The 26,401-nt window shown below is 68.3% G+C and carries 28 protein-coding genes; 18 read left to right on the top strand and 10 right to left on the bottom strand.

What is annotated here, in order from left to right:
* Positions 1–42: 42 nt before the first annotated feature.
* The 7 genes from EV652_RS12515 to EV652_RS12485 all read left to right on the top strand — a co-directional run bounded on the left by EV652_RS12515 (position 43) and on the right by EV652_RS12485 (position 5,777).
* Positions 43–1,182, top strand: coding sequence for a cupin domain-containing protein (locus EV652_RS12515; RefSeq protein ID WP_132209266.1), 1,140 nt, complete (start codon positions 43–45; stop codon positions 1,180–1,182).
* Entirely contained in the window at positions 1,179–1,988 is an 810-nt protein-coding gene (locus EV652_RS12510) for a fumarylacetoacetate hydrolase family protein (protein WP_132209265.1), read from the top strand. Before EV652_RS12515 ends, EV652_RS12510 begins: the two co-directional genes overlap by 4 nt.
* On the top strand, positions 1,988–2,599 hold the full coding sequence (locus EV652_RS12505) for a maleylpyruvate isomerase family mycothiol-dependent enzyme (RefSeq protein ID WP_132209264.1): 612 nt from the start codon (positions 1,988–1,990) through the stop codon (positions 2,597–2,599). Before EV652_RS12510 ends, EV652_RS12505 begins: the two co-directional genes overlap by 1 nt.
* Positions 2,600–2,650: 51 nt before the next feature.
* On the top strand, positions 2,651–3,901 hold the full coding sequence (locus tag EV652_RS12500; protein WP_132209263.1) for an MFS transporter: 1,251 nt from the start codon (positions 2,651–2,653) through the stop codon (positions 3,899–3,901).
* A 37-nt stretch (positions 3,902–3,938) separates the two neighbouring features.
* Positions 3,939–4,625, top strand: coding sequence for a GAF and ANTAR domain-containing protein (locus EV652_RS12495; protein ID WP_132209262.1), 687 nt, complete (start codon positions 3,939–3,941; stop codon positions 4,623–4,625).
* Between the two features lie 56 nt (positions 4,626–4,681).
* Positions 4,682–5,203, top strand: a complete 522-nt coding sequence (gene cpt / locus EV652_RS12490; protein WP_132209667.1) for a chloramphenicol phosphotransferase CPT — start codon at positions 4,682–4,684, stop codon at positions 5,201–5,203.
* A 178-nt stretch (positions 5,204–5,381) separates the two neighbouring features.
* A complete protein-coding gene (locus EV652_RS12485) occupies positions 5,382–5,777 on the top strand; it encodes a DoxX family protein (RefSeq protein WP_132209261.1) in 396 nt (131 codons plus the stop codon).
* A 183-nt stretch (positions 5,778–5,960) separates the two neighbouring features.
* Here the strand turns inward: EV652_RS12485 and EV652_RS12480 are convergent, their stop codons facing one another.
* Entirely contained in the window at positions 5,961–6,920 is a 960-nt protein-coding gene (locus tag EV652_RS12480) for a TIGR03885 family FMN-dependent LLM class oxidoreductase (RefSeq protein WP_132209260.1), read from the bottom strand.
* Positions 6,921–7,033: 113 nt separating this feature from the next.
* Between EV652_RS12480 and EV652_RS12475 the strand changes: the two genes are divergently transcribed.
* Entirely contained in the window at positions 7,034–7,624 is a 591-nt protein-coding gene (locus EV652_RS12475) for a TetR/AcrR family transcriptional regulator (protein ID WP_132209259.1), read from the top strand.
* On the opposite strand, the gene EV652_RS12470 is transcribed toward EV652_RS12475, so the two are convergent.
* Positions 7,611–8,705: an aldo/keto reductase gene (locus tag EV652_RS12470; RefSeq protein WP_132209258.1), complete on the bottom strand. Its 1,095-nt coding sequence runs from the start codon at positions 8,703–8,705 to the stop codon at positions 7,611–7,613. The genes EV652_RS12475 and EV652_RS12470 overlap by 14 nt on opposite strands.
* 46 nt (positions 8,706–8,751) lie before the next feature.
* Complete coding sequence (locus EV652_RS12465; protein WP_132209257.1) at positions 8,752–9,510, bottom strand: SDR family NAD(P)-dependent oxidoreductase; 759 nt, start codon at positions 9,508–9,510, stop codon at positions 8,752–8,754.
* A gap of 56 nt (positions 9,511–9,566) precedes the next feature.
* Here EV652_RS12465 and EV652_RS12460 point away from each other — a divergent pair, with 56 nt between their 5' ends.
* A complete protein-coding gene (locus EV652_RS12460; protein WP_132209256.1) occupies positions 9,567–11,594 on the top strand; it encodes a GMC oxidoreductase in 2,028 nt (675 codons plus the stop codon).
* Positions 11,595–11,604: 10 nt separating this feature from the next.
* Here the strand turns inward: EV652_RS12460 and EV652_RS12455 are convergent, their stop codons facing one another.
* A complete protein-coding gene (locus EV652_RS12455; protein ID WP_132209255.1) occupies positions 11,605–12,123 on the bottom strand; it encodes a VOC family protein in 519 nt (172 codons plus the stop codon).
* A 76-nt stretch (positions 12,124–12,199) separates the two neighbouring features.
* The gene (locus tag EV652_RS12450) at positions 12,200–12,958 is read right to left on the bottom strand and encodes a LysR family substrate-binding domain-containing protein (protein WP_132209254.1); all 759 of its coding nucleotides are present in this window, start codon (positions 12,956–12,958) and stop codon (positions 12,200–12,202) included.
* A gap of 57 nt (positions 12,959–13,015) precedes the next feature.
* Between EV652_RS12450 and EV652_RS12445 the strand changes: the two genes are divergently transcribed.
* Positions 13,016–13,390: a DUF5997 family protein gene (locus EV652_RS12445; RefSeq protein WP_132209253.1), complete on the top strand. Its 375-nt coding sequence runs from the start codon at positions 13,016–13,018 to the stop codon at positions 13,388–13,390.
* Here the strand turns inward: EV652_RS12445 and EV652_RS12440 are convergent.
* On the bottom strand, positions 13,387–14,274 hold the full coding sequence (locus EV652_RS12440; protein WP_132209252.1) for a helix-turn-helix domain-containing protein: 888 nt from the start codon (positions 14,272–14,274) through the stop codon (positions 13,387–13,389). The two genes, EV652_RS12445 and EV652_RS12440, sit on opposite strands and share 4 nt — an antisense overlap.
* Before the next feature lie 151 nt (positions 14,275–14,425).
* On the opposite strand from EV652_RS12440, the gene EV652_RS12435 reads away from it, so the two are divergent.
* On the top strand, positions 14,426–15,256 hold the full coding sequence (locus tag EV652_RS12435; protein ID WP_132209251.1) for an oxidoreductase: 831 nt from the start codon (positions 14,426–14,428) through the stop codon (positions 15,254–15,256).
* Between the two features lie 255 nt (positions 15,257–15,511).
* Positions 15,512–16,021 carry a flavodoxin gene (locus EV652_RS12430; RefSeq protein WP_242001716.1) on the top strand — a complete coding sequence of 170 codons (510 nt, stop codon included), beginning with the start codon at positions 15,512–15,514 and terminating at the stop codon, positions 16,019–16,021.
* Here EV652_RS12430 and EV652_RS12425 read toward each other — a convergent pair.
* Positions 16,011–16,514: a GNAT family N-acetyltransferase gene (locus tag EV652_RS12425; protein WP_242001715.1), complete on the bottom strand. Its 504-nt coding sequence runs from the start codon at positions 16,512–16,514 to the stop codon at positions 16,011–16,013. The genes EV652_RS12430 and EV652_RS12425 overlap by 11 nt on opposite strands.
* Before the next feature lie 166 nt (positions 16,515–16,680).
* On the opposite strand from EV652_RS12425, the gene EV652_RS12420 reads away from it, so the two are divergent.
* The 5 genes from EV652_RS12420 (at position 16,681) to EV652_RS12400 (ending at position 21,230) form a co-directional block, all read left to right on the top strand.
* A complete protein-coding gene (locus EV652_RS12420) occupies positions 16,681–17,280 on the top strand; it encodes a TraB/GumN family protein (protein ID WP_199238152.1) in 600 nt (199 codons plus the stop codon).
* Between the two features lie 108 nt (positions 17,281–17,388).
* Positions 17,389–18,642 (top strand): ABC transporter substrate-binding protein, encoded by a 1,254-nt coding sequence (locus EV652_RS12415; protein ID WP_132209248.1) that lies wholly within the window; start codon positions 17,389–17,391, stop codon positions 18,640–18,642.
* 7 nt (positions 18,643–18,649) lie between these two features.
* On the top strand, positions 18,650–19,333 hold the full coding sequence (locus EV652_RS12410; RefSeq protein ID WP_132209247.1) for an amidohydrolase family protein: 684 nt from the start codon (positions 18,650–18,652) through the stop codon (positions 19,331–19,333).
* Positions 19,330–20,085, top strand: coding sequence for an amidohydrolase family protein (locus EV652_RS12405; RefSeq protein ID WP_132209246.1), 756 nt, complete (start codon positions 19,330–19,332; stop codon positions 20,083–20,085). Before EV652_RS12410 ends, EV652_RS12405 begins: the two co-directional genes overlap by 4 nt.
* Positions 20,082–21,230, top strand: coding sequence for a DegT/DnrJ/EryC1/StrS family aminotransferase (locus EV652_RS12400; protein ID WP_132209245.1), 1,149 nt, complete (start codon positions 20,082–20,084; stop codon positions 21,228–21,230). The genes EV652_RS12405 and EV652_RS12400 overlap by 4 nt, the downstream gene beginning before the upstream one ends.
* On the opposite strand, the gene EV652_RS12395 is transcribed toward EV652_RS12400, so the two are convergent.
* Together EV652_RS12395 and EV652_RS12390 are read right to left on the bottom strand one after the other, a co-directional pair.
* Complete coding sequence (locus EV652_RS12395) at positions 21,199–22,800, bottom strand: FAD-dependent monooxygenase (RefSeq protein WP_199238151.1); 1,602 nt, start codon at positions 22,798–22,800, stop codon at positions 21,199–21,201. The genes EV652_RS12400 and EV652_RS12395 overlap by 32 nt on opposite strands.
* A complete protein-coding gene (locus EV652_RS12390) occupies positions 22,793–23,746 on the bottom strand; it encodes an MBL fold metallo-hydrolase (protein WP_132209243.1) in 954 nt (317 codons plus the stop codon). The genes EV652_RS12395 and EV652_RS12390 overlap by 8 nt, the downstream gene beginning before the upstream one ends.
* An 80-nt stretch (positions 23,747–23,826) precedes the next feature.
* On the opposite strand from EV652_RS12390, the gene EV652_RS12385 reads away from it, so the two are divergent.
* On the top strand, positions 23,827–25,170 hold the full coding sequence (locus tag EV652_RS12385) for a sulfatase family protein (RefSeq protein WP_132209242.1): 1,344 nt from the start codon (positions 23,827–23,829) through the stop codon (positions 25,168–25,170).
* Between the two features lie 12 nt (positions 25,171–25,182).
* On the opposite strand, the gene EV652_RS12380 is transcribed toward EV652_RS12385, so the two are convergent.
* The gene (locus EV652_RS12380) at positions 25,183–26,340 is read right to left on the bottom strand and encodes a pyridoxal phosphate-dependent aminotransferase (RefSeq protein WP_132209241.1); all 1,158 of its coding nucleotides are present in this window, start codon (positions 26,338–26,340) and stop codon (positions 25,183–25,185) included.
* Positions 26,341–26,401 lie beyond the last annotated feature (61 nt).

Here is a 26,401-nt window from a genome sequence, read left to right as displayed (position 1 = left end):
ATCTTCTGTTCTGGATTCGGCGGACAGAGCACTGTGATTCCCATGACCGACTCACCTGTGAAGCTGACCGCCGAGGACGGGCCTGACCAGCCGCCGGCGACGCCTGAGCTGGAAGATCTCTACCGCGGCTTCGAGAACGAACTGCTGGTACCGCTGTGGACCCGGATCGGCGACCTGATGCCGCACCAGCCCACCTCGAAGGCCCAGCCGCACCTGTGGGAGTGGAAGAACCTGGTCGAGCTGGCCGCGCGCTCCGGCGATCTCGTGCCGGTCGGCCGCGGCGGCGAGCGGCGAGCGATCGCACTGGCCAACCCGAGCCTGGGCGGACGCCCGTACGCGACGCCGACCCTGTGGGCCGCGATCCAGTACCTGATGCCGGGGGAGGACGCACCCGAGCATCGGCACACCCAGAACGCGTTCCGGTTCGTGGTCGAGGGCGAAGGTGTCTGGACGGTCGTCGAGCGCGACCCGGTTCCGATGCGCCGCGGTGACTTCCTCCCGCAGGCCGGGATGAACTGGCACGCGCACCACAACTCGGCGTCCGAGCCGATGGCCTGGATCGACGGGCTGGACATCCCGTTCCAGTACGACGTCGAGTCGCAGTTCTTCGACTTCGGCCGCGAGCACCTGTCCGAGGAGGAGCACGCGACGCCGGACCGCTCCCGCTCAGAACGACTCTGGCGTCATCCGGGGCTGGTGCCGGTGTCCCAGTTCAAGCCGGCCGAGGGCAGCCCGCTGCTGTGCTACCGGTGGGCCGACACCGATGCCGCGTTGACCGATCAGCTGGAGCTGGAGCGCGAGGGCTACCCGAGCACGGTCGAACGTGGTCACGCGGTGGTTCGCTACACCAACCCGACCACCGCAGGTGATGTGCTGCCGACGATCCGGGTGCAGTTCCATCGCATCGCTTCGGGAGTCGAGACGGCACCTCGTCGGGAGACCGGTTCGTCGGTGTACCAAGTGTTCGACGGGTCCGGTCGCTTGACGGTCGGCGACTTCTCGTGGTCGGTGCAGCGCGGCGACTTGTTCGTCGTACCATCGTGGATGCCGTTGTCGGTGTCGTCGCAGGCGTCGGGTTCTGACTCCGACTCGGGTGCGCTCGACCTGTTCCAGTTCAGTGACGCGCCGATCTTCAGCAAGTTGAACCTGTTCCGCAGCCAGGTCGAGGAGGTCGGCCGGTGAAGCTGGCAACCATTCGGGTCGATGACCGCACCACCGCCGTCCGCGTCGAGGGCGACGTGCTGGTCGATCTCGGGGTGTCCGACGTCGGCGCCGTACTCGCCGCGGCTGAAGTTGCCGACGGCAAGGAGTATGCGCTGGCCGGGGCGGACTTCGCCCCGTTGGTGCCGCGGCCGAGCAAGGTGGTGTGTGTCGGGCTGAACTATCGCAACCACATCCAGGAGATGGGCCGCGACCTGCCCGAGTACCCGACGCTGTTCTGCAAGTTCGCCGACACACTCATCGGTGCGTACGACGACATCCTCCGGCCGGCCGAGACGGAGATGTTCGACTGGGAGGCCGAGCTGGCGGTGGTGATCGGTCGCGAGGTACGGCGTGCCAGTGAGGACGAAGCTGTCGACGCGATCGCCGGTTTCACCGTGCTCAACGACATCACCTGCCGCGATTGGCAGTTCCGCACCCGCGAGTGGTTGCAGGGCAAGAACTGGGACTCGACCACCCCGGTCGGTCCGTACCTGGTCACCCCCGACGAGGTCGGCGGACCGCGCCCTGCGCTCGACATCCGCTGCCGGGTGAACGACCAGGTGATGCAGAAGGACACCACCGGCGATCTGCTCTTCGACCCGGTCGATCTGGTCCGGTACGTTTCGACCATGATCCGCCTGAACCCCGGCGACCTGATCGCCACCGGCACCCCCGGCGGTGTCGGCCATGCCCGCAAGCCTCCGGTCTTCCTCCAGGGCGGCGAGATCGTCGTGACCGAGATCGAGGGCATCGGCCGGCTCGAGAACCGGGTGGCGGCCGGCTGATGCGAACGGATGAGTGGATCGCAGTAGGTACGGCGCTCTGCCGCAAGGCTCTCGTGGATCTCGACGGTCCGTCGCAGTTGCCCGGCTGGACCAGGAAACACGTTGCCGCACACCTCGCGTTGAACGCCGAGGCACTCGGCAATCTGGTGCACTGGGCCCGGACCGGCGAGGAGCGACCGATGTACGCCTCGCCGGACCAGCGGACCGCTGACATCGAGGCGGGTGCACTGCGGCCGGCCGATGAGCTGCTCGCCTGGTTCGACGAGTCCGCACGGATTCTGACGGAGTCGATGGCGACGCTGACCGAGCAGCAGTGGCAGGCCCCGGTGCGGACCGCGCAGGGCCGCGAGGTCGCGGCGATCGCGATCCCGTGGATGCGGAGCCGCGAAGTCATGATCCACGCCGTCGACCTCGGCACCGGCGTGACCTTCGCCGAGCTGCCGGACGACTTTCTCGACGAGCTGTGCACCGATATCCGGACCAACCGTGGCGACGTGCCGGAGGTCCGTGGGCCGCTGCCAGAGGTCGCGGCGTACCTGGCCGGCCGGCCGTATGAGAGCGTGCTCACCGCCGATGGTGCGCCTGCAGAGCCGCTGACACCCTGGTTGTAGAGATCTTCGGGTCCGCTCCGACGTAGCAGATGACTACGGAGGAGGTGCCCGATGACGAGGCCGGAGCAGGTTCTGCGGACGTACATCACGCTGACTGTGGTGTCGACGGCCGCATCGTCGATGATCTGGGGCGTCAACACGTTGTTCCTGCTCGATGCCGGCTTGAGCATCGGGGAGGCCTTCGTGGCCAACGCGTTCTTCACCGTGGGGATGGTGTTGTTCGAGGTCCCCACCGGTGTGGTCGCGGATACGGTCGGGCGGCGTACGTCGTACCTGCTCGGGACGATCACCTTGTTCGTGTCCACGCTGCTGTATCTGCTGTTGTGGCAGCAGACCGGTGCGCCGTTCGCGGCGTGGGCGACCGCGTCGGTGCTGCTCGGACTGGGGTTCACGTTCTTCAGCGGTGCGACGGAGGCGTGGCTGGTGGACGGGCTGAACGCGACCGGGTACCGAGGCTCGCTGGACGCCGCGTTCGCCAAGGGACAGATCGCGAGCGGTGTGGCGATGCTGGGCGGTTCGATCGGCGGCGGCCTGCTGGCGCAGTGGACGAATCTTGGTGTCCCGTACGCCGTCCGTGCGGCACTGCTCGGCGTCACCTTCGTGGTGGCGTGGCGGGCGATGCACGACATCGGCTTCACGCCGAAGCCGCGAGTATCGGTCGTCGCGGAGATGCGCGGCATCCTGCGGTCGTCGCTGGACCACGGTTTGCTGAACCCGCCGGTGCGGTGGGTGATGCTCGCCGCGCCCTTCACCGCGGGTGTGAGCGTCTACGGTTTCTACGCCGCGCAGCCGTACCTGCTGGAGTTGTACGGCAGCAGCGACTCGTACGCGATCGCGGGCCTGAGCGCCGGACTGGTTGCCGGTGCGCAGATCCTGGGTGGCGCCTCGGCGTCGTCCGTGGCTCGCGTGTTCCGTCGGCGTACGTCGGTCATGCTCGCCGCAGTGGGGTCGGTCGTCGTCGTACTGGTCCTGATCGGCCTGACGACGAGCTTCTGGGCTGCGTTCGTTCTGCTGGCTGTCTGGAGTGTGCTGTTCGCCGCGGTGACGCCGGTTCGGCAGGCCTACCTCAACGAGCTGATCCCGTCGGCGCAGCGAGCGACCGTCCTGTCCTCGGACAGCCTGCTCGGATCGGCCGGCGGCGTGGTGATCCAGCCGACCCTCGGCCGTGCCGCGGACGTCTGGGGCTACGGCCCGGCGTACCTCCTGGGCGCCGTCATCCAGCTTCTGGCCCTGCCGTTCATCCTGCTGGCCCGCCGCACGCACGCGGCGCCGGAGGGGGAACGGATCCCGGTCGCCGTCTGAGCGAATTCCTGAGTCGGTATCGGGTACCGGGCTATTTATGCGCGATGAGCAAATGGTCGAGACGATGCGGCAGCTGTCGAAGTCGCTGACGCCGCGTGCGCTGGACGACACGTTGCGCAGCATTACGGCGGCCGCGGTCGAACTGTTGCCGGAGGTCGAGTACGCCAGCATCACGGTGCTGCACGAGGACGAGCGGCTGGAAACCGTCGCGCCGACCGATGCGGTGCTGCTACCGGTCGACGCGGCGCAGTACGAGCTGCGCGAAGGGCCGTGCTACCAGGCCGCGGTGGACACGGTGCACGTCATCTCCCCGGATCTGGCCACCGACCAACGCTTCCCGCGGTACGCCGATGTCGCGGTGGCGGCCGGTATCCGGGCACAGGCCGGTCTGCTGCTGTTCGACGCGCCGAAGGCGAACGGTGCCCTCAACCTGTATTCCCGCAACGTCGGGGCGTTCGAGGACTTCTCCGCACTCGCCGCCCTGTTCGCTCACCACTCCGCGACGGCGATCGAGTACGCCCGCGAGATCCACAACCTCGAGGAGGCCCTGCGCACCCGGACGACGATCGGTCAGGCGATCGGCATCGTCATGGAGCGCTACAAGCTCCCCGAGCATCGAGCCTTCGCCTTCCTGACCAGGCTGTCGCAGACCAGCAACACCAAACTGCGCCGGGTCTCCGAGGAGATCGTCACCCAGGTCGAACGCCAGAGCAACCAGCTCTGATCGAAATCAGCGGGCTCACGCGGCGGTTGCCGTCTAGCCTTGGGCCCGTGACGCGGATGATTGTGCTGAACGGTGGGTCCAGCTCGGGCAAGTCGGGGATCGTGCGGTGCTTGCAGGCGGTGTTGCCGGAGCCCTGGATGGCGTTCGGGGTGGACAGCTTCGTCGACGCGCTGCCGGCGGCGATGCAGGACTCGGACGCCGGGATCGAGTTCAAGCCGGATGGTGACATCGCGGTCGGGCCGGTGTTCCGGCAGCTCGAAGCAGCCTGGGTGGAAGGGATCGTCGCGATGTGCCGGGCCGGTGCGCGCGTGATCGTCGACGACGTGTTCCTCGGTGGGGCGGCCTCGCAGCAGCGCTGGCGCGACGCGGTCGGCGACCTCGATGTGCTGTGGGTCGGCGTGCGCTGTGACGCGGCGGTCGCCGCCGGCCGCGAAATGGCCCGAGGCGACCGGGTCACCGGCATGGCCGCACTGCAGGCCGAGATCGTCCACGAGGGCGTGAAGTACGACGTAGAGGTCGACACCACCCACACCGAATCCATCGACGCCGCCCACACCATCGCCCGCCACCTCAAGTGACCGAGTACGCGTTGTAGGTGGTCTGGGGTCGCGGTGGTTCCGGCAGTACTGCCCGACCCAGCCGACCCGTTGCATCGAGACCAGTGGTGGTTCCGTGGTGCCTCCGTGCTCGGCACGGATGTGGGTCATGGCTGCGTGACGGGATCTTCGTCGTACCAGAACGACGAAGGAGGACATCATGAGTACGACGGTCACGATGCGCAGGGTCCGGCCTGGATCGGTGGCGCTGTGGGTGGTTCAGGTGGTGCTGGCGGTCGGGTTCGTGCCGACGGCCCTGATGAAGCTGTCCGGCAGTCCGGTCATGGTCGACCTGTTCGCCGACATCGGCGCGGGTCAGTGGTTCCGCTACGTCGTCGGCACCCTCGAACTCGCCGGCGCGATCGGTCTCCTGATCCCGCGGCTCTGCGGTCCGGCGGCCCTGGGCCTGGCCGGCATCATGGCTGGTGCGGTCGTCACGAACGTGTTCGTCCTCGGCTACTCGCCCGTGGTCGCGTTCGCGTACCTCCTGGTCGCCGCGAGCATCGCGTGGTTCCGCCGGTCGGCGATCAGTGAGTCGGTACGGCGTTACTCGTAGCGGAGGGCGTCAGCGGCGGGGATCCGGGTGGCCAGGCGGGCGGGCAGGCTGGTGGCGAGGACGACCAGGAGCGCCCCCAGCCCGGCCGGCAACCGCCTCTACTTCTCGTCCCAGCCGGGGGACGAGCGGATCGAGCAGTGGTGGCATCACCTACGAGGTCACCGGCCCGTTCCGCACCAGCCTCTAGGTCAACGCGGGAAGGACCTGCTGACCGAAGGTCTCGAGGAAGGGTTGCTGGTTCTGGCCGACGTGATGGAGGTAGACCTCGTCGAAACCGAGATCGGCCACCTCGCGGACGCACTCGACGAACCGCTCCGGATCCGACGAGATCACCACGCTGCGACGCATGTCTTCCGGCCGGACATGCGTCGCGGCCAGGTCGAACTCTTCCGCGGTGGCGAGGTTCCAGCACAGCGGTGCCTCGAACAGATTCGTCCGCCACTGGTCGAAGGCGATGTTCAACGCCTCGTCCTCGGTCGGCGCCCAGCTCACGTGCATCTGCATCGCGAGCGGCTTGCCGTCGCCGCCGTTCTCGCGGAACGCGGCCACGATGCGCTTCAACATCTCCGGCGGCTGCCAGATGGTGACCAGCCCGTCGGCCCATTCACCGGCCCACCGCGCGGTCGCTTCGCTCACTGCGAGAGCCAGCATCCGAGGCGGCTGCTCGGGCAGGGACCACAACCTCGCCCGGTCCACGTGGATCAGCCCGTGGTGGGTGACTTCCTCACCGGCCAGGAGCGTGCGAATCACGTCGACGGACTCTTTCAGGCGTGCGTTACGAGTGCCCTTGTCCGGCCAGGGTTCGCCGGTGACGTGCTCGTTCATGAACTCGCCGCTGCCGAACCCGGCCGACAAGCGCCCGGGGAACATCTCGGCCAGCGTCGCCAGGGCCTGCGCGATGATCGCCGGGTGGTACCGCTGCCCCGGCGTACTCACGACTCCTACCGGAATCGACGTGGTCGCCATCGCCGCGCCCAACCACGACAACGCGAAACCTGACTCACCCTGCCGCCGGCTCCACGGCGTGAAGTGATCAGACGACCACGCTGCCTGAAACCCCGCTTGCTCGGCCAACTGGATGTCCCGCAGCAACTGGCTGGGCGGGATCTGTTCGTGCGACGCGTGCCATCCGACGACGGGCATGCAAAACCTCCGGATCCTCGATCCGCCTGCCGGTGCCCGCCGTACAGTCGCCGAAACCCGCTAGCGGTCGACCCGCCTGCGATTTGATTGGACCGCCAGGTACAGTCGTTGGCGTGCTGACGGCGAAGGGTGCGGCGACGCGCGGACGGATCGTGGACGCGGCGGCCGCGGAGATTCGGGAACGGGGAATCGCGTCCGTGACGCTCGACGACATCGGGCGGCGCAGTGGGACGGGGAAGAGCCAGTTGTTCCACTATTTCCCCGACGGCAAGGAGCAGTTGTTGCTCGCGGTGGCCGAGCGCGAGGCCGATCGGGTGATCGAGGATCAGGAGCCGCAGCTTGGGCAACTGACCTCGTGGGAGGCATGGCAGGAGTGGCGTGACGTCGTCGTCGAGAAGTACCGGCGCCAGGGGGTGAACTGCCCGCTCGGTGTGCTGATCACCGAGATCGGTCGGGCGACACCGGCCGCGCAGGCGGTGACCGGCAAACTGCTCGCCCAGTGGCAGCGCCGGATCCGGGCCGGCATCGAGGACATGAAGGCCGCGGGCGAGATCCGCGCGGATGTCGACCCCGACCGCGCCGCGGCCGCGCTGATCGCCGCGATCCAGGGCGGGGTCTCCATCCTCATGTCGTCGGGCTCGTCCAAGCACCTCGAGTACGCCTTGGACCTCTGCCTCGACTACCTGCGCGTCAGTTCCAGTTGACGACGGGTGGGCGATACCCGGCGGGCTTGTCGGTGACCTTCGCACCAGGGTTGACCAGCCAGCCCTGGTACTCCGGGGTGAACATCCGGTAGACCGACTCCGGCGGTACGGCGCTCGCCTCGTCGAGAGCCGACCGCAACTCCGCCGGTAGTTCGAACTCGAGTGCTCCCAGGCTGCTGTCCAACTGTTCCGGACTGCTCGCGCCCACGATGGCCGAGGCGATGCAGGGTTGGGTTGCGACCCAGTTGAGCGCGACCTGGGCCATCGTCACGCCCAGCTTGTCCGCGACGGTTTCGACGGTCTTCAGAAGTTCCCAGTGCTGGTCGGTCCACGTACGTACGGGTGCGCCGTCGCCGGTGAGACGACCGGCACCGGCAACACCCTGGTCGGTGTTGCGGTACTTGCCGGTGAGGAAACCACTGCCGAGTGGGCTCCATGCCGTGATCCCGAGGCCCAGTGTCTGGCCGGCCGGGACGTGCTCAGTCTCGATCGTCCGCTCGACCAGGGAGTACGGCAGTTGCAGGTTGACCATCGGTGCGAGTCCGTGCGCGTCGGCGAGGGTCTGTGCGCGGGCGGCGTACCAGGCTGGCACGTCGGACAGGCCGGCGTACCGGATCTTGCCCGCGGTGGTGAGGTCGTCGAACGTGCGCAGTACCTCTTCGACCGGCGTGATCCGGTCCCAGGTGTGCAGGAGGAACAGGTCGACGTAGTCGGTCCGCAGGCGGCGCAGGGAGGCCTCGACCGCGCGGATCATCGCCTTGCGGCCGTTGCCGCCTGCGTTCGGGTCGCCGGGGTCGACGCTGTTGGTGAACTTGGTGGTGAGCACCATCCGGTCCCGGATCCCCGCCTCCTCGATCAGGCGGCCGAGGATCGTCTCGCTCTCACCCGCGGTGTAGAAGTCGGCCGTGTCGATGAAGTTGCCGCCGGCATCGACGTACCGCCGGAAGATGGAGCGGGCCTCGTCCTCGGTCTTGCCGTACGCGGCGTGGAAGCCGCCGGTGCCGAAGTTCATCGTGCCCAGCGCCAGCCGGCTCACCCGCAGCCCGGACCGGCCCAGTAGGTAGTAGTGATCAAGTGCCATGACCTTCATCGTGGCTCGGAGAAAATGGACCCACAAGTACAAAAAATCAGGTCGCGGTGTAGCCGCCGTCGGCGGGGAGGATGGCGCCGGTGATGTAGGTGGCGGCGGGGGAGGCCAGGAAGGCGTAGGGGGCGGCGATCTCGTCGACGGTGGCGCGGCGACCCAGCGGGGTGAAGGTGTTGATCCGCTGCTCGTCGTGCAGAGCGACGTTGTCCATGATGTTGGCGACATAGCCGGGAGCGACCGCGTTGACGCGGATGCCGTGGGTGGCCCACTCGGCGGCCAGCGTCCGGACGAGCTGGTTGATGCCACCCTTGCTGGCGGCGTACGGCGCGAGTGTCGGGATACCGACCTGGCCGGCGATCGACGACGTCATGGTGACGGAACCGGCCTGACCCAGGGCAATCCAGTGGCGGGCCGCGGCCTGAGCGGGGAGGAACGCACCGCGCAGATTGACGGCCAGGATCCGGTCCCACTCGTCCGGTGTGTAGTCCACCGCCGGCTTGATGATGTCGATCCCGGCATTACACACCACGTGGTCGAGGCGCCCGAACGTCTCTACGGCGACATCCACCAGCTGTTGCGCGACGCTCGGATCGCTCACGTCACCGGCCAGGGCTGCGACCCGATCCGGATACTCGCTGAGGAGCGTCTGCAGAGTCTGGGTGGTCTCGTCCGGCGCGTAGCCGTTGATGACGACGCCGGCTCCCTGGCCGAGGAGCGCACGAGCGATCGCCAAGCCGATGCCACGGCTCGATCCGGTGACGACGGCGACGATCCCGGTCAGGTCGAAGAGGTTGCCCATAAACCCCGAGGGTAGTTAGTGAAATCGTGGGTGTTGACGGCAACGAAGGGGATCGCATGGTGGACGGGCTCTCGGAACGGCAGCGGGCGGCTCTCGGGCGGTTGGCTGAGGTGGCTGTTCCGGCGGATGAGTTTCCTTCGGCGGCGGATGCGGGTGCTGTCGCGTTCGTCGAGCGGGTGCTCGCGGAGGACCGGCCGGATTGGAGACCGGGGGTGGAGCGGGCGTTGGAGGTGGCGGGGGACGAGCCGGATCTCGACGCGGTGCTCGCGGATGAGGATGGCGCCTGGCTCGTTCGGCTGATCGCGCAGGGGTACTACGCTGGTGACGGGCACATTCCAGATGCCTATGGCAACCAACCGCCAGGGTGGGCCGTCGTCGGTTGGGAGCCCGGCGGCGGGCAGGTGGTGCAGACCGAGTTGGCCATCACGCCGCCGTCAGCAGTGGCCGATCGGTACGACGCCATCGTGATCGGCTCAGGTGCGGGCGGCGGGGCGGCAGCGCAGGTGCTCGCCGAGTCGGGCCGGTCGGTGTTGGTCGTCGAGACCGGCCGCTACCCGACGACGGCGTCGTTGACCCACGACCACCTGCGCAACCCGCGGTCGTGGTCTGCGCTGCCCGCTCCGACCGACCCCGATCCGCACGGTCGACCGCGGATCTCGGTGATGGACGGCGTACGGCGCTCTGTCCTGCCGCCGGATCCGGGGTGGGGCAACAACGCCTTCACCGTCGGCGGCGGCACGCGCGTGTACGGCGCGCAGGCGTGGCGGTTCGTCCCACGCGACTTCGCCATGGCCAGCACCTACGGGGTTCCGGCTGGAAGCAGCCTGGCGGACTGGCCGATCACGTACGACGACCTGGAGCCCTTCTACAGCCTGGCCGAGCAGCGATTCGGCGTCAGCGGTGGGGGAGTGGACCCATGGCACGACGCACGGTCCATCCCGTTGCCGATGCCGGCCTTGCCGCGGACCGCTCCCGGTCAGCGGCTGGCGGCTGCGGCTGAGCGGCTCGGCTGGGGGACTCTCGACGTACCGCTGCTGATCAACTCCGTCGACTACCAAGGCCGGGCGGGCTGCGTGCGGTGTGGGCAGTGCGTCGGGTTCGCCTGCCCGGTCGAGGCCAAGGGCGGGACACACAACACCGCGTTGCCGGCCGCGCTCGCGACGGGCCGCTGCACGTTGGTGACCGAGACGACGGCTGAGCGGCTGGTGACGTCCCATGGCCGGGTCGTTGGGGTTGCGTTGGTCGGGTACGACGAGGCCGGCCGGGTCTGGCGTCGTACGGTGAACTGCGCCGAGGTGGTCGTCGCGGCGGGCGCCACCGAGACACCACGGCTGCTGCTCAACAGCGCACACGACGGTGAGCCTGACGGACTCGGCAACAACCGGGATCAGGTCGGGCGGTACCTGCAGGCACATGTGTACGCCGGAGCGGTCGGGCTCTTCGACGACGAGATCGTCGATCTGGTCGGTCCTGGGGTGTCGATCGCGACGTGCGACTTCCGGCACGGCAACGACGGGCTGGTGGGCGGCGGGATGCTGGCGAACGAGTTCGTTCCGACGCCGGCCGCGACGTACGACTATCTGACCGCGGCCGGGCTGATCCCGCGGGCCGGGGTGGCAGGGAAGCAGGCGATGCGGCGTGAGGCTCGCCGGATGATGCGGGTGGTCGGCCCGATCCAGGAGGTCACGTCAGCGGAGTCGCGGGTGAGGGTCGATCCGACGGTCGTGGACCGGTTCGGGAACCCGGTCGTGGTGCTCAGCGGTTCCATTCATCCCGAGGACGTCCGGGCGCATGCCTTCATGAGCGAGAAGGCTCGGCAGTGGCTAGTCGAGGCTGGTGCGGTGCGGACCGCGGTTGGCGGTCTTGGCAGTACGCAGCAAGCGAGCAGCGGTCAGCATCAGGCGGGTAGCTGCCGGATGGGCGACGACCCGGCCCGCTCGGTCACCGATCCGCGCGGCCAGGTCTGGGGGCACGACAACGTGTGGATCGCCGACGCCTCGGTGCATGTGACCAACGGTGGGGTGAACCCGGTCCTGACCGTCCTGGCCAATTCCCTCCGCATCGCCGACAGCATCACCCGCTGAGGGGCGGCGGTCAGCCGAGGATGCGGGAGATACCGACGCCGCTGCGGGCATCGCGGCCGTACTTCGCCACTTCGGCGGTGAGGTCCAGCCGACCGACACCGGCCTTGTTGCGGTCCTCGTCGGTGAGCAGATCCGCCGGGATGATCCAGACGATCTCGAACTCCAACCCGTTCGGGTCCTTGCCGTACAGCGACTTGGTCGTGCCGTGGTCCGACGCCCCGACCAGCGCATCGGCATCCGCCAGCGTGGTCGCCAGATCCTCGAGATCACCGAGGGTGTCCACCTCCCAGGCGAGGTGGTACAGCCCGACCGTCGTCCGCCCGGCACCGGACGGGCCGGCCTGGGAGCCGAGCTCGAACAGGCCGAGGTCGTGGTCGTTGGTCGATCCCGGCGCGCGCAGGAAGGCCGCGCCCTGGAACGAGTCACCGCCCTCGGTGTACCCGAAGCCGAGCACGTCGCGGTAGAAGGCGACGCTCGCGGCGACGTCGCGCACGTACAGCACCGCGTGGTTCAACCGGAAGATCGCCATGACGCACTCCTTCTCGTCGACTGCACTCCCGATGATAGTTGAAAGCTCAACTTAAGACCAGGGCCGGAGCAGGGTGCTATCGGCGAGGCTTCCGGCGTCGGCCATCGCCGGCCTGCCGTTTGCCGCTGCCGGCCTGCTGCTTGCCGCCGCCGGCCTGCTTGCCGCTGCCGGTCTGCTTGCCGGCGCCGGTCTGTCGCTTGCCGGCGGTCGGCTTGGACGCTGTCGGCTTGGCGGGGCCCCGGCTGGTGTTGGCGGTCCGGCCGCGGACGATGCCGATGAACTGCTCCATCAGCTCGGTCGTCTCCTCCTCCGGCCACGACAACGCGACGCCCGACTCCGGCGCGTCCACGAGCGGTCGGAAGGTGAGATCCCGCCGGTGATGCAGCCGAGCGAGCGACTGCGGTACGACGACCAGCCCAGTCCCAGCCGCGACGAGTGCGATCGCGTCCGCGGTCGTCGCCGGCCGCTCATCGATCAGCCGGCCGGGTGGGCGCTCCCAGTCGAGTACGTCGTCCAGCGGGTGCAGCATGAGTTCGTCGGCCAGGTCCTCGGTGGTCACCTCTTCGACCGCCGTCACGACGTGGTCCTTCGGGATGACCACGACCGTCGTCTCGACGTACAAGGGAATCGCGTGCAGACCGGTTCGGTCGATCGGCAACCTCAGCAGGGCGGCATCCGCCTGGTGGCTCCGGACCAGCCCGACGGCTTCCGCGGCCGTGACCTGGATGAGGTCGAGTGGGATGCGGGGTGACCGCTCCTGCCAGATCCGCGCCCATTTGGCGGGCGTCACCCCTGGGACGTACCCGAGCCTGAACGACGTTTGCGACCCGGTCACCTCGTCAGGCTACCGGGCGTGATCAGCGGCCGCGCACCCGCTCGCTACCCTTGCGCCATGACGTCGCGTAAGGCAGTCCAGACGATGAAGCCCGCCACGGCGGCGAAGAAGCTGGGCGTGTACCTCCAGGCCACGCCGCCGGACTTCCAGGAGGGCGTCGTGTCCCGCGACGAGCTGAACGCGCTGCAGGCCGACCCGCCCGAGTGGCTGCGCGACCTCCGCCGCGACGGTCCGCACCCGCGGTCCGTGGTCGCCGCCAAGCTGGGCGTGTCCATCAGCGGCCTCGCCCGCGGCGGTATCACCGAGGCCCTCACCACCGAGCAGATCGACGACATCAAGTCGGAGAACCCCGACTGGCTCGAGCACGAACGCGGGGTCCAGGCCGATGTCCGCAGGGAAGCGGCCCGGCTGAAGGAAGAAACCCGCGACTAGGGCTTGTCAGCGGTTTCTGCCGCCTTGGCGGCCTCGACCGTCGCTGCGTAGCTGGCCAGCAGGCGGAGCCGTTCGTCGGTGGGGGAGTTGGGCTCGGCGGTGTAGGAGAACATCGTCCAGCCGGGGTTGGCCGGCAGCTCCATCGCTTCGTAGCTGAGCTCGAGCTCGCCGACGACCGGGTGATGGATGCGCTTCAGTCCGGTCCGGTGGAAGCGGACGTTCTGCGCGGCCCACCGGGTGCGGAAGTCCTCGCTGCGGGTGGCGAGCTCGCCGATGAGATCGGTCAGGCCCTTGTCGTGCGGGTTGCGGCCGGCGTAGCTACGCAAGGTGGCGACGATGTCGTCCGCGTTGCGGTCCCAGTCCGGGTAGAACGTCATCGCGGCCGGGTTGAGGAAGAAGTAGCGGGCGTTGTTCGCCGGCCGGACCGGGTCTTCCAGGAGCGGTGCGTACAGCGCGCGACCGAGCGGGTTGGCCGCGATGAAGTCCATCCGCTCGTTCCGGACCCAGGTCGGCGCACCGGTGATCGCGTCCAGGAACCGCTGCAGGCTCGGCCGGATCTGCGGCTCCGGCCGTACGGCGGCCCGCCGCCGACGACTCGGGCTGGACCGGGCCTCGCGGGCCAGGTTGAACAGGTGGGTGCTCTCCGCCTCGTCCAGCCGCAGTACGCCGACGATCGCATCCAGGACCTCGTCGGAGACACCCGCCAGGTCGCCACGCTCGAGGCGCGCGTAGTAGTCGACGCTCACCCCTGCGAGCAGCGCGACTTCCTCCCGCCGCAGCCCGGGCACCCGCCGGTGCCCGCTGACCGGCAACCCGGCCTGATCGGGTGTCACCTTGGCGCGCCGGGAGCGGAGGAACTCACGGACCTCGGTTCGACTGTCCATGCCGCCAGCGTAGATCCCGGTGACGCAACGTGGCAGGCACTGTCAGATCCCCCTTGGCGCTCCGCGAAGGGGGTACTGGCAGTCCACGGATCAGGAGCGCCTTCCTGGAGTGCGGGAAGAAGAGTTTGCTGGGAGTAGCGAAAGGAGATTCATGAGCACCTGGTTGATCACTGGCTGTTCCACCGGACTCGGGCGAGCCCTCGCCGAGGCGGTGCTTGCCGCCGGCCACAACGCCGTCGTCACCGCGCGCGATCCCGGCACGGTCGCCGACCTGGCAGACAAGTACCCCAGTACGACGCTCGTCCAGCAACTCGACGTCACGGACCGCGAGCAGGTCCGCGAGGTCGTCGGGCAGGCCGAGACGCGGTTCGGCGCTGTCGACGTCCTGGTGAACAACGCCGGCTACGGGTACCGCGCCGCCGTCGAAGAAGGTGACGAGGCCGACGTCGAGCAGTTGTTCGCGACCAACGTCTTCGGGCCGGTGGCGATGATCAAGGCCGTCCTGCCCGGCATGCGGCAACGTCGTACCGGAGCGATCGTCAACGTCTCGTCCATCGGCGCCAGGATCTGCCCGCCGGGCTCTGGGTACTACTCCGCAACGAAGGCCGCGTTGGAAGGGCTGTCCGGCTCCCTGCAGAAGGAGCTGGAACCGCTCGGCATCACCGTCACCATCGTCGAGCCGGGCGGGTTCCGGACCGACTTCGCCGGGCGTTCGCTGTCCCAGTCTGCCGACGCGATCGCCGACTACGCCGACACCGCCGGCAAGCGACGCAAGGAGAACGACACGGTCCACGGCACCCAGCCCGGCGATCCCGCACGCGCCGCGCAGGCCATCCTGACCGCGCTCGCCGAGCCGACTCCGCCGAGGTTCCTGGTCCTCGGTCAGGACGCGTTCACTGCGATCAACGGGGTCCTCGACGCCGACCGTAAGCAGCTCGAGCAGTGGAGCCACCTCAGCACCAGCACGAGCTACGACAACTGAAAGACACTCATGCAGACAGTCACCCTGAACAACGGCGTCGAGCTACCCATCCTCGGGTTCGGCGTCCGGATCAACTGAATGCGCGCACATCAACCACCGTCCCGCCGCTCGTTCCTCGCCTTCGCGGCTGCCGGGCTCGTGGGTACGACGACTCTGACCGCGTGCTCCTCAACGCGGCCAGGGCCGTCCGAACCAGCGCCCCAACCCGGGACGTCGGGACCAGCGACCCAACCCGGGAACTCCAAGGCTCTCCTCGTGTACTTCTCCCGCGCCGGCGAGAACTACCACTACGGCGGCCGGCGCACGCTGGAGGTCGGCAACACCCAGGTAGTAGCGGAGATGGTGAGCGACCTGATCGCTTGTGACGTGTACCGGATCGAGGCGGCCGACCCTTACCCGACGGGGTACGACGAGACCGTCGCCCGGAACGTCCGCGAGCAGAACGACGACGCCCGCCCCGCCATCGCCAACCCAGAGCCGTCGATCGACCAGTACGACGTACTCCTGCTCGGCAGCCCGATCTGGAACGTACGGCCCCCGATGATCATGTCGACGTTCACCGATGGCCACGACTTCACCGGCAAGACGATCTACCCGTTCACCACCCACGCGATGAGCGGACTCGGCCGGGCCGTCGACGACTACACCGCCGCCTGCCCCGGAGCCACCATCGGCGAAGGCCTAGCAATCCAAGGCGAAACGGTCCGAACCGCCCGTCCTCAGGTCGAGGCGTGGCTGCGTCGTACGGGATTGCTCAGCGAGTAGCGTCTGGTTGTCGGACCATGTAGACGTCGATCGGGTCTTCGTCCTCGACGGTGAAGCCATGGCGTTCGTAGAGACGTTGGGCGGAGCTGCCCTGCAGGACGTTCAGACGGACAGGTACGCCGTCGGAGTCAGTCTGCTCCAGGAGGGTCCGCAGGACGGCCGATCCGAGGCCGCGGCCCTGGAGGTCCGGAGCGAGATAGAAATGCTCCAGCCAGCGCCCGTCGTCGGCCGGGCGCAGCGTCACGCAGCCCGCAAAGGTGCCGTCGGCCACGATGACCGACGTGTGCTGTGGTGAGAAGGAGTCACGCAGGCGCTGGCGGACCCGATGCTCGTCGTACCGCCCCAACCGCTCTAGGTCCGGGCGCATCACCGTCGCACGCAGCTCCGCGATCGGCTCGACATCAGCCGGCTCAGCGGGACGTAGCGCCCAGTCCACGCAACGGCCCCAGGCCGTCCGCTGCTGCACTTCGCCCGTCCCCGTACTCGTCTCCACGGCCGAAAGTATGTCAAGGGTCGGCCGGAGTTGACCCTTTGGGTTCTGACACTGGGAAGCGGGGGTGGTGGCAGTGCAGATCGTCGAGAGCAGTGTGGTGGGGACTCGGTGTGCGGTGTTGCGGTGCACGCGGCGTGGGGGTGGGCCGGTCGTCCTGGTGTTTCCGATGTTGCATGTGGCAGCGCCGGAGTTCTACCGGGAGGTCGAGCGCCAGTTGCGGGAGTGCGACCTGCTGGTGGTCGAGGGGATCATCGGCGACTCGGCGGTCGGTGGCGCGCTGACGACGACGTACAAGGTGATCCCGGCCAACGACGATTCCGGGCTGGTCGAGGACGACATTCCGTACGACGATCTCGGCGTACCGATCGTGACGCCGGACCTGACCGGGGACGAGTTCGACGAAGGGTTCGGCAAGCTGCCGTGGAAGACCAAGCTGTTCACCTGGGCGGCCGTCCCGGTGGTGTCGGTCGGGCAGTTCTTCGCCGGCCGGCGGGCGATCCTGAACCTCGAGGTGAACGACCTGCCGACCCGGTCCGAGGAGCTCCGTGGCGAGAACCTGGACGAGTTCATGGACCTGCTGCTCGACCGCCGCGACGAGCGGGTGCTGACCGCCCTGGCCGAGATCGTCCGCGACCGGGCTGAGGAGAAGATCGACGTCGCGGTCGTGTACGGCGCCGGGCACGTACCGGGCATCCTCCGCGGCCTGTACAAACTCGGCTACCGGGTCGTCAGCGCCGACTGGGTGATGGCGGTTCCGGCCGAGTGAGATAACGGCCGGGACTGAAAACTTACCGGGGTTTTCTGCTAGGTGGTTGACGCCACCGGTGCGCCGCGCGGTAGTTTCGGTCCTGACCGTAAAGGCTGTGGAGGTCCGATGAAGATCAACCGTCTCGTGGTTCCGCTCACCGCGTTCGCCGCGGCCGCCGCACTGACCGCCTGTGGCGGATCGGGCGAGGAGGCGTCGGCAAAGCCCGTCACAGTCTGGATGTATCCGGTCATCGCCGACGAGAAGGCGGCCACCGCCTACTGGTCGCAGGTCGAGAAAGACTTCGAGGCGGCCAACACCGACGTCGATCTGAAGATCGAGCACCAACCCTGGCTGAACCGGGACCAGAAGCTCGCCACCGCGTTCTCGGGCGGCAAGGGCCCGGACGTGCTGCTGCTCGGGCCGGACCAGATCCCGCAGTTCGTCAAGAGCGGTTCGCTCGAGCCGATCGACAAGGTGCTCGAGGCGGACAAGTCGAAGTTCCTGCCCGGAGCGCTGAGTGCGCTGACCGTCGACGGCAAGTTGTACGGCGCCCCGATCTATCACACCGTCACCACCACGCTCTACAACAAGAAACTGCTCGCCAAGGCCGGCATCACGAAGCCGCCGGAGACCTGGGACGAGATCAAGGCGGCCGCGCCGAAACTCAAGCAGGCCGGCGTCGCCACGCTGGACTACTCGGCCTCACCCGAGACGTCGCTGAACCTCAGCTTCTACCCGCTGCTCTGGCAGGCCGGTGGCTCGGTGTTCAGCGAGGACGGCAAGAAGGTCGCCTTCAACCAGGCGCCAGGCGTCGAGGCGCTGACCTTCATCAAGAACCTGTACGACACGGGTGGGATCCCGAAGAGCAGCCTGACCAACGCCAACCTGGTCGCCGACCACGCGCTCGGCAAGCAGCAGGTGGCGATGGGCTTCACCAACACGCTGATCGACGCCAAGACGGTGAACTCGAGCTGGGGTGCGGCCAATGTGGTCGTCGGCGTACCGCTGGAGAACAAGAAGCGGGTCGGGTTCGGGCTGCCCGGCGGGCTCGCGGTGAACGCCGGGTCGAAGAACATCGAGGGTGCGGAGAAGTTCCTCAGCTTCATGACCCAGCCGAAGCAGGTCATCAGTCTCGGGACCGCGTCGAACTACCTGTCGCCACGGACCGACGCGCCGGTCCCGGCGTCGGACGAGCAGGCGAAGAAGTTCGAGGAGGCGCTGCAGTACGCCTTCCACGGTGAGGTGAACCCGGCCGCACGGCAGGTGATGGCACTGCTCGCCGTCGAGATCCAGGCCGCGATGACCGGGAAGAAGACGCCGCAGCAGGCGCTCGACGCGGCGGCGAAACAATCCGACGAACTGCTGTCGAGACAGCGTTGAGCCAGCGATGAGAGTGGTCGACGCCAACCGGATCCTCGGGCCGGTTCCAGTGGGCGACGTGCCGAGTCGAGACGTGCCCGGGCTCCTGGCCGAGCTCGACCGGTTGGCGATCGACGCGGCTTGTGTGGTGCATTCGCACGCGCTCCACTACGACCCGGTCACGCCTGTCGACGGACCGGAGCATCCACGGTTGACGAGGGTGCCGGTCGTCGTACCAGGACCGCTGGGGACGGCGGTGCCGGCCGATGCACGGCTTGTGCGGATGTGTCCGGCTGAGCATCGGTTCGCGCTCGGCGGCCCGCAGGGGCTAGAAGGCGCGCGGGAGCTTGCCGAGCGCAACATCACCGTGCTGCTCGGGTGGGAGTCGGCGAGCCCCGCGGAGATCCACCGGCTCGCGACCGAGGTGCCCACGCTGCGGATCGTGCTGATCAACACGGGCTATCGCGCGCTGCGGGAGCTCGCCGATCTCATGGACGCCCACTCGGAGGTGCGTGTCGACACAGCGAGTCTGTGTGGCCATCTGCAGGTCGAGTGGATGGCGAACCGGTACGGCGCCCATCGCGTGCTGTTCGGCACCGGAGCACCCGAGACCGACGACGCCGGGCCGCGGTTCCAGCTCGACCACCTCGAGTTGGCGGAACGGGACGTCGAGCTGATTGCCGGTGGCAACGTCCTGGAGCTGCTCGGATGACGGGCATCATCGACGCGCACGGGCATCTCGGCGGGTGGTTCGCGTTCGCGATCGCGGACAGTTCGACCGAGAGCCTGGTCCGGGTGATGGACAGCTGCGGCGTCGCGACCATGTGCGTCTCCCACCTGCTCGCGATCGGTCCCGACTCCAGGGCCGGCAACGCGCTCCTGCTGGACGAGATCCAGAAGCACCCGGGCCGCTTCCTCGGGTACGCCGTCTATGACCCGCACGACCCCGAGGCGCCGCAGCGGACGGCCGACCTGCTCGCGACACCCGGCGTGATCGGGCTGAAGCTGCACCCCGACACACATCAGCATCCGCTCGAAGGACCTGGCTACGCACCCGCGTTCGAGCTTGTCGCCGAGCACGGTGGAGTCATCCTGTCGCACGGCATGTACGGCTCGCCCTGGTGCGACCCGGCGCGGTTCGCGCAAGTCGCCCCGCGCTACCCGTCGGTCGAGTTGCTGATGGGCCATGCCGGGCTGTTCCCGGCCGGACTTCCCGCGGCGGCTGAGGTAGCCACGCAGTACCCGAATGTCACGCTCGAGATCTGCAGTTCGCGGCTGACCGCGCGGCATGTGGCCTGGCTGGTCGCCACCGTCGGCGCGGATCGGATGGTCTTCGGGTCGGACGCATTGTTCCTGGATCTGCGCGTCGGGCTGGGGCGGGTGATGCTCGCGCCGATCGAGCCGGCGGAACGCGACCAACTGCTGTTCGGCACCATGACGAGACTCCTGGAGGCAGCTCGATGACGCTCGCACAGGACGGTGGTACGCCGGTACGACGTGCGGCCTGGCCGAGCTGGCCACCACCGGCGACGCAAGAACAACGCGACCTGCTCCTGGAGGTGCTCGACAGCGGCGCGTGGGGAGCCACGTCGGGTACGAAGGTCAACGAGTTCACCGAGGCGTTCACGCGTTCGGTCGGAGCGTCGTATGGCGTGAGTGTCGTCAACGGCACCGTCGCACTCTTCCTCGCTCTACGAGCGCTGGGAGTGGGTCGGGACGACGAGGTGATCGTGCCCGCGTACACGTTCGTGGCCAGTGCGACCTCGGTTGTCCTCGCGGGGGCGCGGCCGGTGATCGCGGACGTCACGCCGGACACACTGCACCTCGATCCGGTTGCGGTCGGACGGCTGATCGGACCGCGGACGAAGGCGATCATGCCCGTCCACCTCGCCGGTGCACCGGCGGATGTCGAGGCGCTCAGGCAGTACGGCGTACCGATCGTCGAGGACGCGGCGCAGGCGCACGGCGCGACGCGGCACGGGCGGCCGGTGGGCACGTTGGGCGATGCAGCGTGCTTCAGCTTCCAGTCCAGCAAGGCGATGACGGCCGGTGAGGGTGGGCTGATCGTCACGGATGACGAGGACGTCTACCGGCGGTTGTGGGCGTTCCACAATGTCGGACGCAGCCTGGAGGGTGGGTGGTACGAGCACCCCGATGTCGGCTGGAACCTGCGGATGACGGAGTTCCAGGCCGCCGTCCTGATCCCGCAACTCGCCGCCCTCGACGAGCAGGTCGCGACCCGGGAACGCTCGGTCGGATTCCTCCGCAAGCAAGGTCTGGACATCCTTCCCGAACCGGTCGGCACGACCAGGAGCAGCCATCATCTTGCGCTGGTGAGATACGAGCCGCGTGCGTACGGCGGACGCAGTAAGGCCGACTTCATCGCGGCGATGACGGCCGAGGGGATCCCGCTGGATTCCGGGTATCGCTCGCTGTCGCGCGAGGACGCACTCCGCCCGTATTCCGACCTCCAGCCGTGCCCGGTGGGGGAGGCCGCCGGGGATTCCATCGTCTGGATCCGGCAGAGTCTGTTGATGGCCGACGAGGAAGATCTCGCCGACATCGTGACCGCCACGGTCAAAGTTCAGCAGGCATTCTCCCGGCGCTGAGGGTACGCCGGACAGCCGTGCGAACCGACTCTGGTGAGAGGTCGGTGAGAACTGCCGAGACGTGACCGTCCGGGCGGATCAGCCATGCTTCGCCGGGACGTGCGCCGACCACAGTGTTGTCGAGGCCGAGGTCCGTGAGGCTGACGACGCGATGCGGTGCGCAGGTGGCCGCTGCGATGGTCGCGGCAAGGCCAGCCGCATCGACGCCCTCGGCGGACACAGCTGTCTGGGTGCCGTCGGTTGTCAGGAGCAACAATCCGTCGCGGACCAGCTCGCGCAGCCGGCCGCCTCCGGTCACGGGCGCATCGGGAACGACGATGCCAGGACCAGGCGGCGGGAGTTGGCCGCGGGGTGGCCGGCCGCCGAACGGGCGTGTCGCATCGGCGGTGGTGAGCGGCGAATCGACGTACCAGAAGGGCTCGGCGAAGCGGCCCGAGTCCACGTCGGCGACCTTGGCCGGATCGGCGAGGGCAGCGTCGAGCAGGGCACGTCGCCGTGACCAGTGGGCCGCATCGGGCGGCACCAGGAATCTCATGGTTGCGCTGGTGACGTCGAGGTTCTCGAGCGCGGCCGCGTGCCGTTCGAGGTGGTAGGTCTCGAGGAGTTCGACCGGCGCCCAGCCGTGCAGGACGAAGGCGAGCTTCCAGGCCGCGTTCTCGGCGTCCGGGACCCCGGAGTTCAGACCACGGGCGCCGAACGGTGCGTACAGATGGGCACAGTCTCCGGCGAGCAGCACCCGGCCGACCCGCATCCGATCCGCGCACCGGGACTGGAACCGGTACACCGACTGCCACACGATCTCGTAAGGACGGTCGCCGACGATCTGCCGGATCCGCGCGTCCAGCCGACCGTCGGCCCGCTCGGCCTCCGCGTCGAAGTCCTCGGGCACCTGCCAGTCGATCCGGTACGTCGAGTCTGGGCACGGATGGATGAGGACCTGGCGGTCCGGGTTCCAGACCGGGTCGAAGTAGAACCGCCGCTCGTTCTCCCACCCCGGCAGGTCCGCGCGGATGTCGCAGATCAGGAATCGGTCGTCGAAGCTCTCGCCTTCGAACGTGACACCAAGCTGCTGCCGCAGCGTCTCCGCCCGCGCGCCGGCGCACAGCACGGCGTACACAACCTGCAACGTCCCGGTGTCGCTGGTCAGCGTGACACCTGTGTCGTCCTGGGAGATGCCGGTGACCTCGTGTCCCCAACGTAGGTCGATCAGCGGTTGAGCGGCGATGCAGTCGTCGAGGATCGCCTCGGTGCGGCTCTGGGAGATGTTCACGCAGGCAGGCAACGCCGAGCGGCCGGGATCCACGAACGACCAGGAGAACAGCTCGCGGTCACGGTAGAACGTGCGCGCCGTGGTCCAGGCCAGGCCTTCGCGGGCGATCCGTTCCGCACCGACCGAGGCCCAGATGTCGAGCACGTCCCGCTGCTGGCAGATCGACTTCGAACCGACGACGTCCCGGGCCGGTCGCTGGTCGAGCAGGAGCACCGGGATGCCCCAACGGGCCAGCAGCAACGCGGTGGTCTGCCCGACCGGTCCGTTGCCGATCACCGCGATCGGAGGGCCGTCAAACAAGGCTGTTCCAGACCTCGCGGTCACGTTCGGCAGTCCAGATCCGCGGCCAGTCGATGCCGTCCAGTTCGTCCCACAGACGCTGTACGTCGAACGGCAGGCAGTGCTCGAAGATCGGCCAGCGACCGTACTCCGGGGCGAGCGCTGCATGCGCTTCCTGGAACGCCTCGGCCACCGTCCCACCACGCGAGTGCACCGCCCCGACCTTCTCGCGCAGCACGAGCAGGAAGTGCCGGGTCTGCTCGATCGCGGCGTCGACCGCCTCGCGCGAACGCGGTACGGCGCCGCGGCCGCCGACGAGCGCCTCGGCCTCGAACGCCTTCACCCGGTCGAGCGTCCCCGTCGACCAATCCGTGTGGAAGGCGTCCCCGGTGTAGAGCGCGGCCTGCGCCTCGACCAGATCACCGGCGAACAGGATGCGCTGGCGGGGGAGCCACGCGACGATGTCTCCGGCGGTGTGGCCGCGGCCGCAGTACTGCAGGACCAGTTCACCGCGCTGACCGCCGAGGTCGATGGTGAGTTGGTCGGAGAACGTCAGGTCCGGCCAGGTGAGGCCGGGGATCGAGGCAGGTTCCTTGAACAGCCGCGGCATCCGGCCGAACTCGCTGTCCCAGTCCTCTTGGCCGCGTTCCGCGATCAGCTTGCGGGTGTTGTCGTGCGTGATGATCACGTCGGCGCCGAACGCGGCCGCGCCGAGCACCCGCACCGCGTGGTAGTGGCTGAGCACCAGATAGCGCACCGGCTTCGTGGTGTGCTCACGGAGCCGGTCCAGCCATTCCCGGGCGGCGACGGGCGTGGCCCTGGCCTCGAAGGCGATCAGGAAGTCCTCGGCCTCGATCGCACCGACGTTCGGATCGCCCTCCGCGGTCAGCGCGTACACCCCGTCGGCGAGGACCTCGAGCGTCTCGGTCTTCTCGGACAGATCAGCCGAAGACGCGAACGGCTTCATCCCAACCTCCAGTCTCCGGCGCGACCGATACCTGCCATTCACCGTGACACTGGTGACTCCATCAGTAAAGGATCAACACCATGAGTCCGAACGTCGTTGTCTTCCTTACCGATCAGCAGCGCTGGGACACGACCGGGTTGCACGGCAATCCGGTGGGGCTGACGCCGAACCTGGATCGGGTGGGGCGGGCGGGGACGCATTTCGCCAACTCGTTCACGTGCCAACCGCTTTGTACTCCGGCGCGCGCGACGCTGCAGACCGGCCTGTATCCGACGACCGCGGGCCCCTATCGCAATGGCATTCCGCTGCCGGAGGACGCCAGGACGCTCGCGCACCACTTCGGTGCCGCGGGCTACGAAACGGCGTACGTCGGGAAATGGCATCTGGGCGACTCTGCCTCTCGCGGGCCGGTCGCTCCCGCGCAACGCGGTGGGTACGAGTACTGGCTAGCCGCGAACGCGCTTGAACACACCTCGGACTCCTACAACACGATCGTGTACGACGACACCGGCGCACAGGTGAAGCTGCCCGGCTACCGCGTGGACGCGCTGACCGACGCCGCCATGCGGTACGTCGCCAAACCGAAGGACCGGCCGTTCTTCCTGTTCCTGTCACTGCTGGAACCACATCATCAGAACCGCCGTGACGACTACCCGGCTCCCGAGGGCTACGAAGAGGCCTATCGCGGTGCGTGGACCCCGCCCGACCTGGCGACGCTGGGCGGGACGTCGTACCGGCAACTGCCCGGGTACTACGGGATGATCAAGCGGATCGATGAGGCCTACGGGCGGTTGCTCGACACGTTGACCAGCCTCGGGCTGCGGGACGACACGATCGTCCTGTTCACCTCCGACCACGGGAACCATTTCAAGACGCGCAACTCCGAGTACAAGCGCTCCGTCCACGACGCCTCGATCCGGGTCCCGACCGTGGCCACCGGCGGCATCTTCACCGGAGGCGGTCAGGTCAACCAGTTGCTCAGCCATGTCGACCTCGCACCGACCCTGCTCGACGCCGCCGGCCTGCCGGTGCCGAAGGAGATGCAGGGCAGGTCGGTCGTGCCACTGCTGCACGATCGCAAGGCCGCGTGGGGCGACGACGTCTTCGTCCAGGTCAGCGAGTCCGAGACCGCCCGCGCGGTGCGGACGCAGCGGTGGAAGTACGGCGTTGTCGCACCGGACTGCGATCCGGCCGCTGCCGGCGCGGATCACTACGTCGAGACCTACCTGTTCGACCTGATGGCCGACCCGTACGAGCTGGACAACCTCATCGGCTACCGCTCACACACCCACGTTGCCGCCCGGCTGCGGGAGCGACTGATCAGCCGGATGATCGACGCCGGTGAGGCGTCGCCGACCATCGCTGTGAGCCCCGAGCGCGACTCGGGCCAGCTGCACATCGAGCCGGCCGAGGCTGAGCTCTAGGACGTCAGGGCGCTAGGACGTCAGGTCTTTGAAGGCGTCCAGGGCGCGCCGGATGTTCTCGACCGAGTTTGCGTACGAGAAGCGCAGATGGCCCTCGCCGTACGCACCGAACGACGTACCCGGCAGGCAGGCGACGCCGGCTTCCTCGAGCAGGCGGTCGGCCAAGGTGGCGGCGGACATGCCGAGCTCGGTGATGTTCGGGAACGCGTAGAACGCACCGCCCGGTTCGACACACGACACACCTGGTACGGCGTTCAGGCCCGACACGATCACCTCGCGCCGCTCCCGGAACGCGTCGAGCATGGTGTCGACGTCGTCCCACGGACCTTCGAGGGCAGCGATCGCGGCATGCTGGCTGAAGGCCGACGTACAGGAGACCGAGTTGATCACCAGGCGGGTGATCGGCTCGATCAGCGGCTGCGGGAACACACCGAAGCCCAGCCGCCAGCCGGTCATCGCGAACGTCTTGGACCAGCCGTCGAGCAGGATCGTCCGCTCGGCCATGCCGTCGATGTCGAGCACGCTGTGGTGGTCGCCGTCGTACCGCAGCGCCCAGTAGACCTCGTCGCTGAGAACGACCAGGTCGTGCCGGATGGCGATCTCGGCGATTGCCTCGAGCTGCTCGGGGGTCGAGGCACTACCGCACGGGTTGTGCGGGGAGTTGAGGATCAGCAGCTTGGTGCGAGGCGTGACCAGCGACGCCAACTCCTCGGGGTCGATGACGAACCCGTTCTCCTCGCGCAGCGGCACTGGGACCGGCGTGGCGCCCGCGAACGCGGCGATCGAGGCATACATCGGGAAGCCCGGGTCCGGGTAGAGGACCTCGTCGCCCTCCTCGCACAGCGCCATGATCGTGAAGAACATGATCGGCTTGGCGCCCGGTGTGATGAGCACCCGGTCCGGTGAGGTGCTGAGCCGGCCGGTGCGTTCGAGGAAGTCCGTCACTGCGGTCCGCAGCTCCGGGATGCCGGGCGCTGGCACGTAATGCGTGTGGCCCTTGTCCAGGGCCTGCTGCGCGGCGGCCGCGACGTGGGCCGGGGTGTCGAAGTCCGGCTCGCCGATCTCGAGGTGCACGATCTCCCGGCCGCTCGCCTCCAAAGCCTTGGCCTTGGCCAGCACCTCGAACGCCGACTCGGTCCCGAGACGTTCCATCCGCCCAGCTAGTTTCACAGGGTCGAGCCTAGTCCACTGCTTGGTTACCGGCTGATAGCGCTTGCCTGGCGTGGAATTA

Source organism: Kribbella steppae (assembly GCF_004342025.1).
GTDB lineage: Bacteria > Actinomycetota > Actinomycetes > Propionibacteriales > Kribbellaceae > Kribbella > Kribbella steppae.
The sequence above is the reverse complement of the archived record's forward strand: the minus strand, read 5'-3'. Positions and strand labels throughout refer to the sequence as shown.

What these genes read in the sequence shown, in the direction of transcription:
- EV652_RS12515 (WP_132209266.1), top strand. Translation starts at nt 43, where the DNA reads ATGACCGACTCACCTGTGAAGCTGACCGCCGAGGACGGGCCTGACCAG.
- EV652_RS12505 (WP_132209264.1), top strand. Translation starts at nt 1,988, where the DNA reads ATGCGAACGGATGAGTGGATCGCAGTAGGTACGGCGCTCTGCCGCAAG.
- EV652_RS12500 (WP_132209263.1), top strand. Translation starts at nt 2,651, where the DNA reads ATGACGAGGCCGGAGCAGGTTCTGCGGACGTACATCACGCTGACTGTG.
- EV652_RS12495 (WP_132209262.1), top strand. Translation starts at nt 3,939, where the DNA reads ATGCGCGATGAGCAAATGGTCGAGACGATGCGGCAGCTGTCGAAGTCG.
- cpt (WP_132209667.1), top strand. Translation starts at nt 4,682, where the DNA reads ATGATTGTGCTGAACGGTGGGTCCAGCTCGGGCAAGTCGGGGATCGTG.
- EV652_RS12485 (WP_132209261.1), top strand. Translation starts at nt 5,382, where the DNA reads ATGAGTACGACGGTCACGATGCGCAGGGTCCGGCCTGGATCGGTGGCG.
- EV652_RS12480 (WP_132209260.1), bottom strand. Translation starts at nt 6,920, where the DNA reads ATGCCCGTCGTCGGATGGCACGCGTCGCACGAACAGATCCCGCCCAGC.
- EV652_RS12470 (WP_132209258.1), bottom strand. Translation starts at nt 8,705, where the DNA reads ATGGCACTTGATCACTACTACCTACTGGGCCGGTCCGGGCTGCGGGTG.
- EV652_RS12465 (WP_132209257.1), bottom strand. Translation starts at nt 9,510, where the DNA reads ATGGGCAACCTCTTCGACCTGACCGGGATCGTCGCCGTCGTCACCGGA.
- EV652_RS12460 (WP_132209256.1), top strand. Translation starts at nt 9,567, where the DNA reads ATGGTGGACGGGCTCTCGGAACGGCAGCGGGCGGCTCTCGGGCGGTTG.
- EV652_RS12455 (WP_132209255.1), bottom strand. Translation starts at nt 12,123, where the DNA reads ATGGCGATCTTCCGGTTGAACCACGCGGTGCTGTACGTGCGCGACGTC.
- EV652_RS12445 (WP_132209253.1), top strand. Translation starts at nt 13,016, where the DNA reads ATGACGTCGCGTAAGGCAGTCCAGACGATGAAGCCCGCCACGGCGGCG.
- EV652_RS12440 (WP_132209252.1), bottom strand. Translation starts at nt 14,274, where the DNA reads ATGGACAGTCGAACCGAGGTCCGTGAGTTCCTCCGCTCCCGGCGCGCC.
- EV652_RS12435 (WP_132209251.1), top strand. Translation starts at nt 14,426, where the DNA reads ATGAGCACCTGGTTGATCACTGGCTGTTCCACCGGACTCGGGCGAGCC.
- EV652_RS12420 (WP_199238152.1), top strand. Translation starts at nt 16,681, where the DNA reads ATGTTGCATGTGGCAGCGCCGGAGTTCTACCGGGAGGTCGAGCGCCAG.
- EV652_RS12415 (WP_132209248.1), top strand. Translation starts at nt 17,389, where the DNA reads ATGAAGATCAACCGTCTCGTGGTTCCGCTCACCGCGTTCGCCGCGGCC.
- EV652_RS12410 (WP_132209247.1), top strand. Translation starts at nt 18,650, where the DNA reads ATGAGAGTGGTCGACGCCAACCGGATCCTCGGGCCGGTTCCAGTGGGC.
- EV652_RS12405 (WP_132209246.1), top strand. Translation starts at nt 19,330, where the DNA reads ATGACGGGCATCATCGACGCGCACGGGCATCTCGGCGGGTGGTTCGCG.
- EV652_RS12400 (WP_132209245.1), top strand. Translation starts at nt 20,082, where the DNA reads ATGACGCTCGCACAGGACGGTGGTACGCCGGTACGACGTGCGGCCTGG.
- EV652_RS12390 (WP_132209243.1), bottom strand. Translation starts at nt 23,746, where the DNA reads ATGAAGCCGTTCGCGTCTTCGGCTGATCTGTCCGAGAAGACCGAGACG.
- EV652_RS12385 (WP_132209242.1), top strand. Translation starts at nt 23,827, where the DNA reads ATGAGTCCGAACGTCGTTGTCTTCCTTACCGATCAGCAGCGCTGGGAC.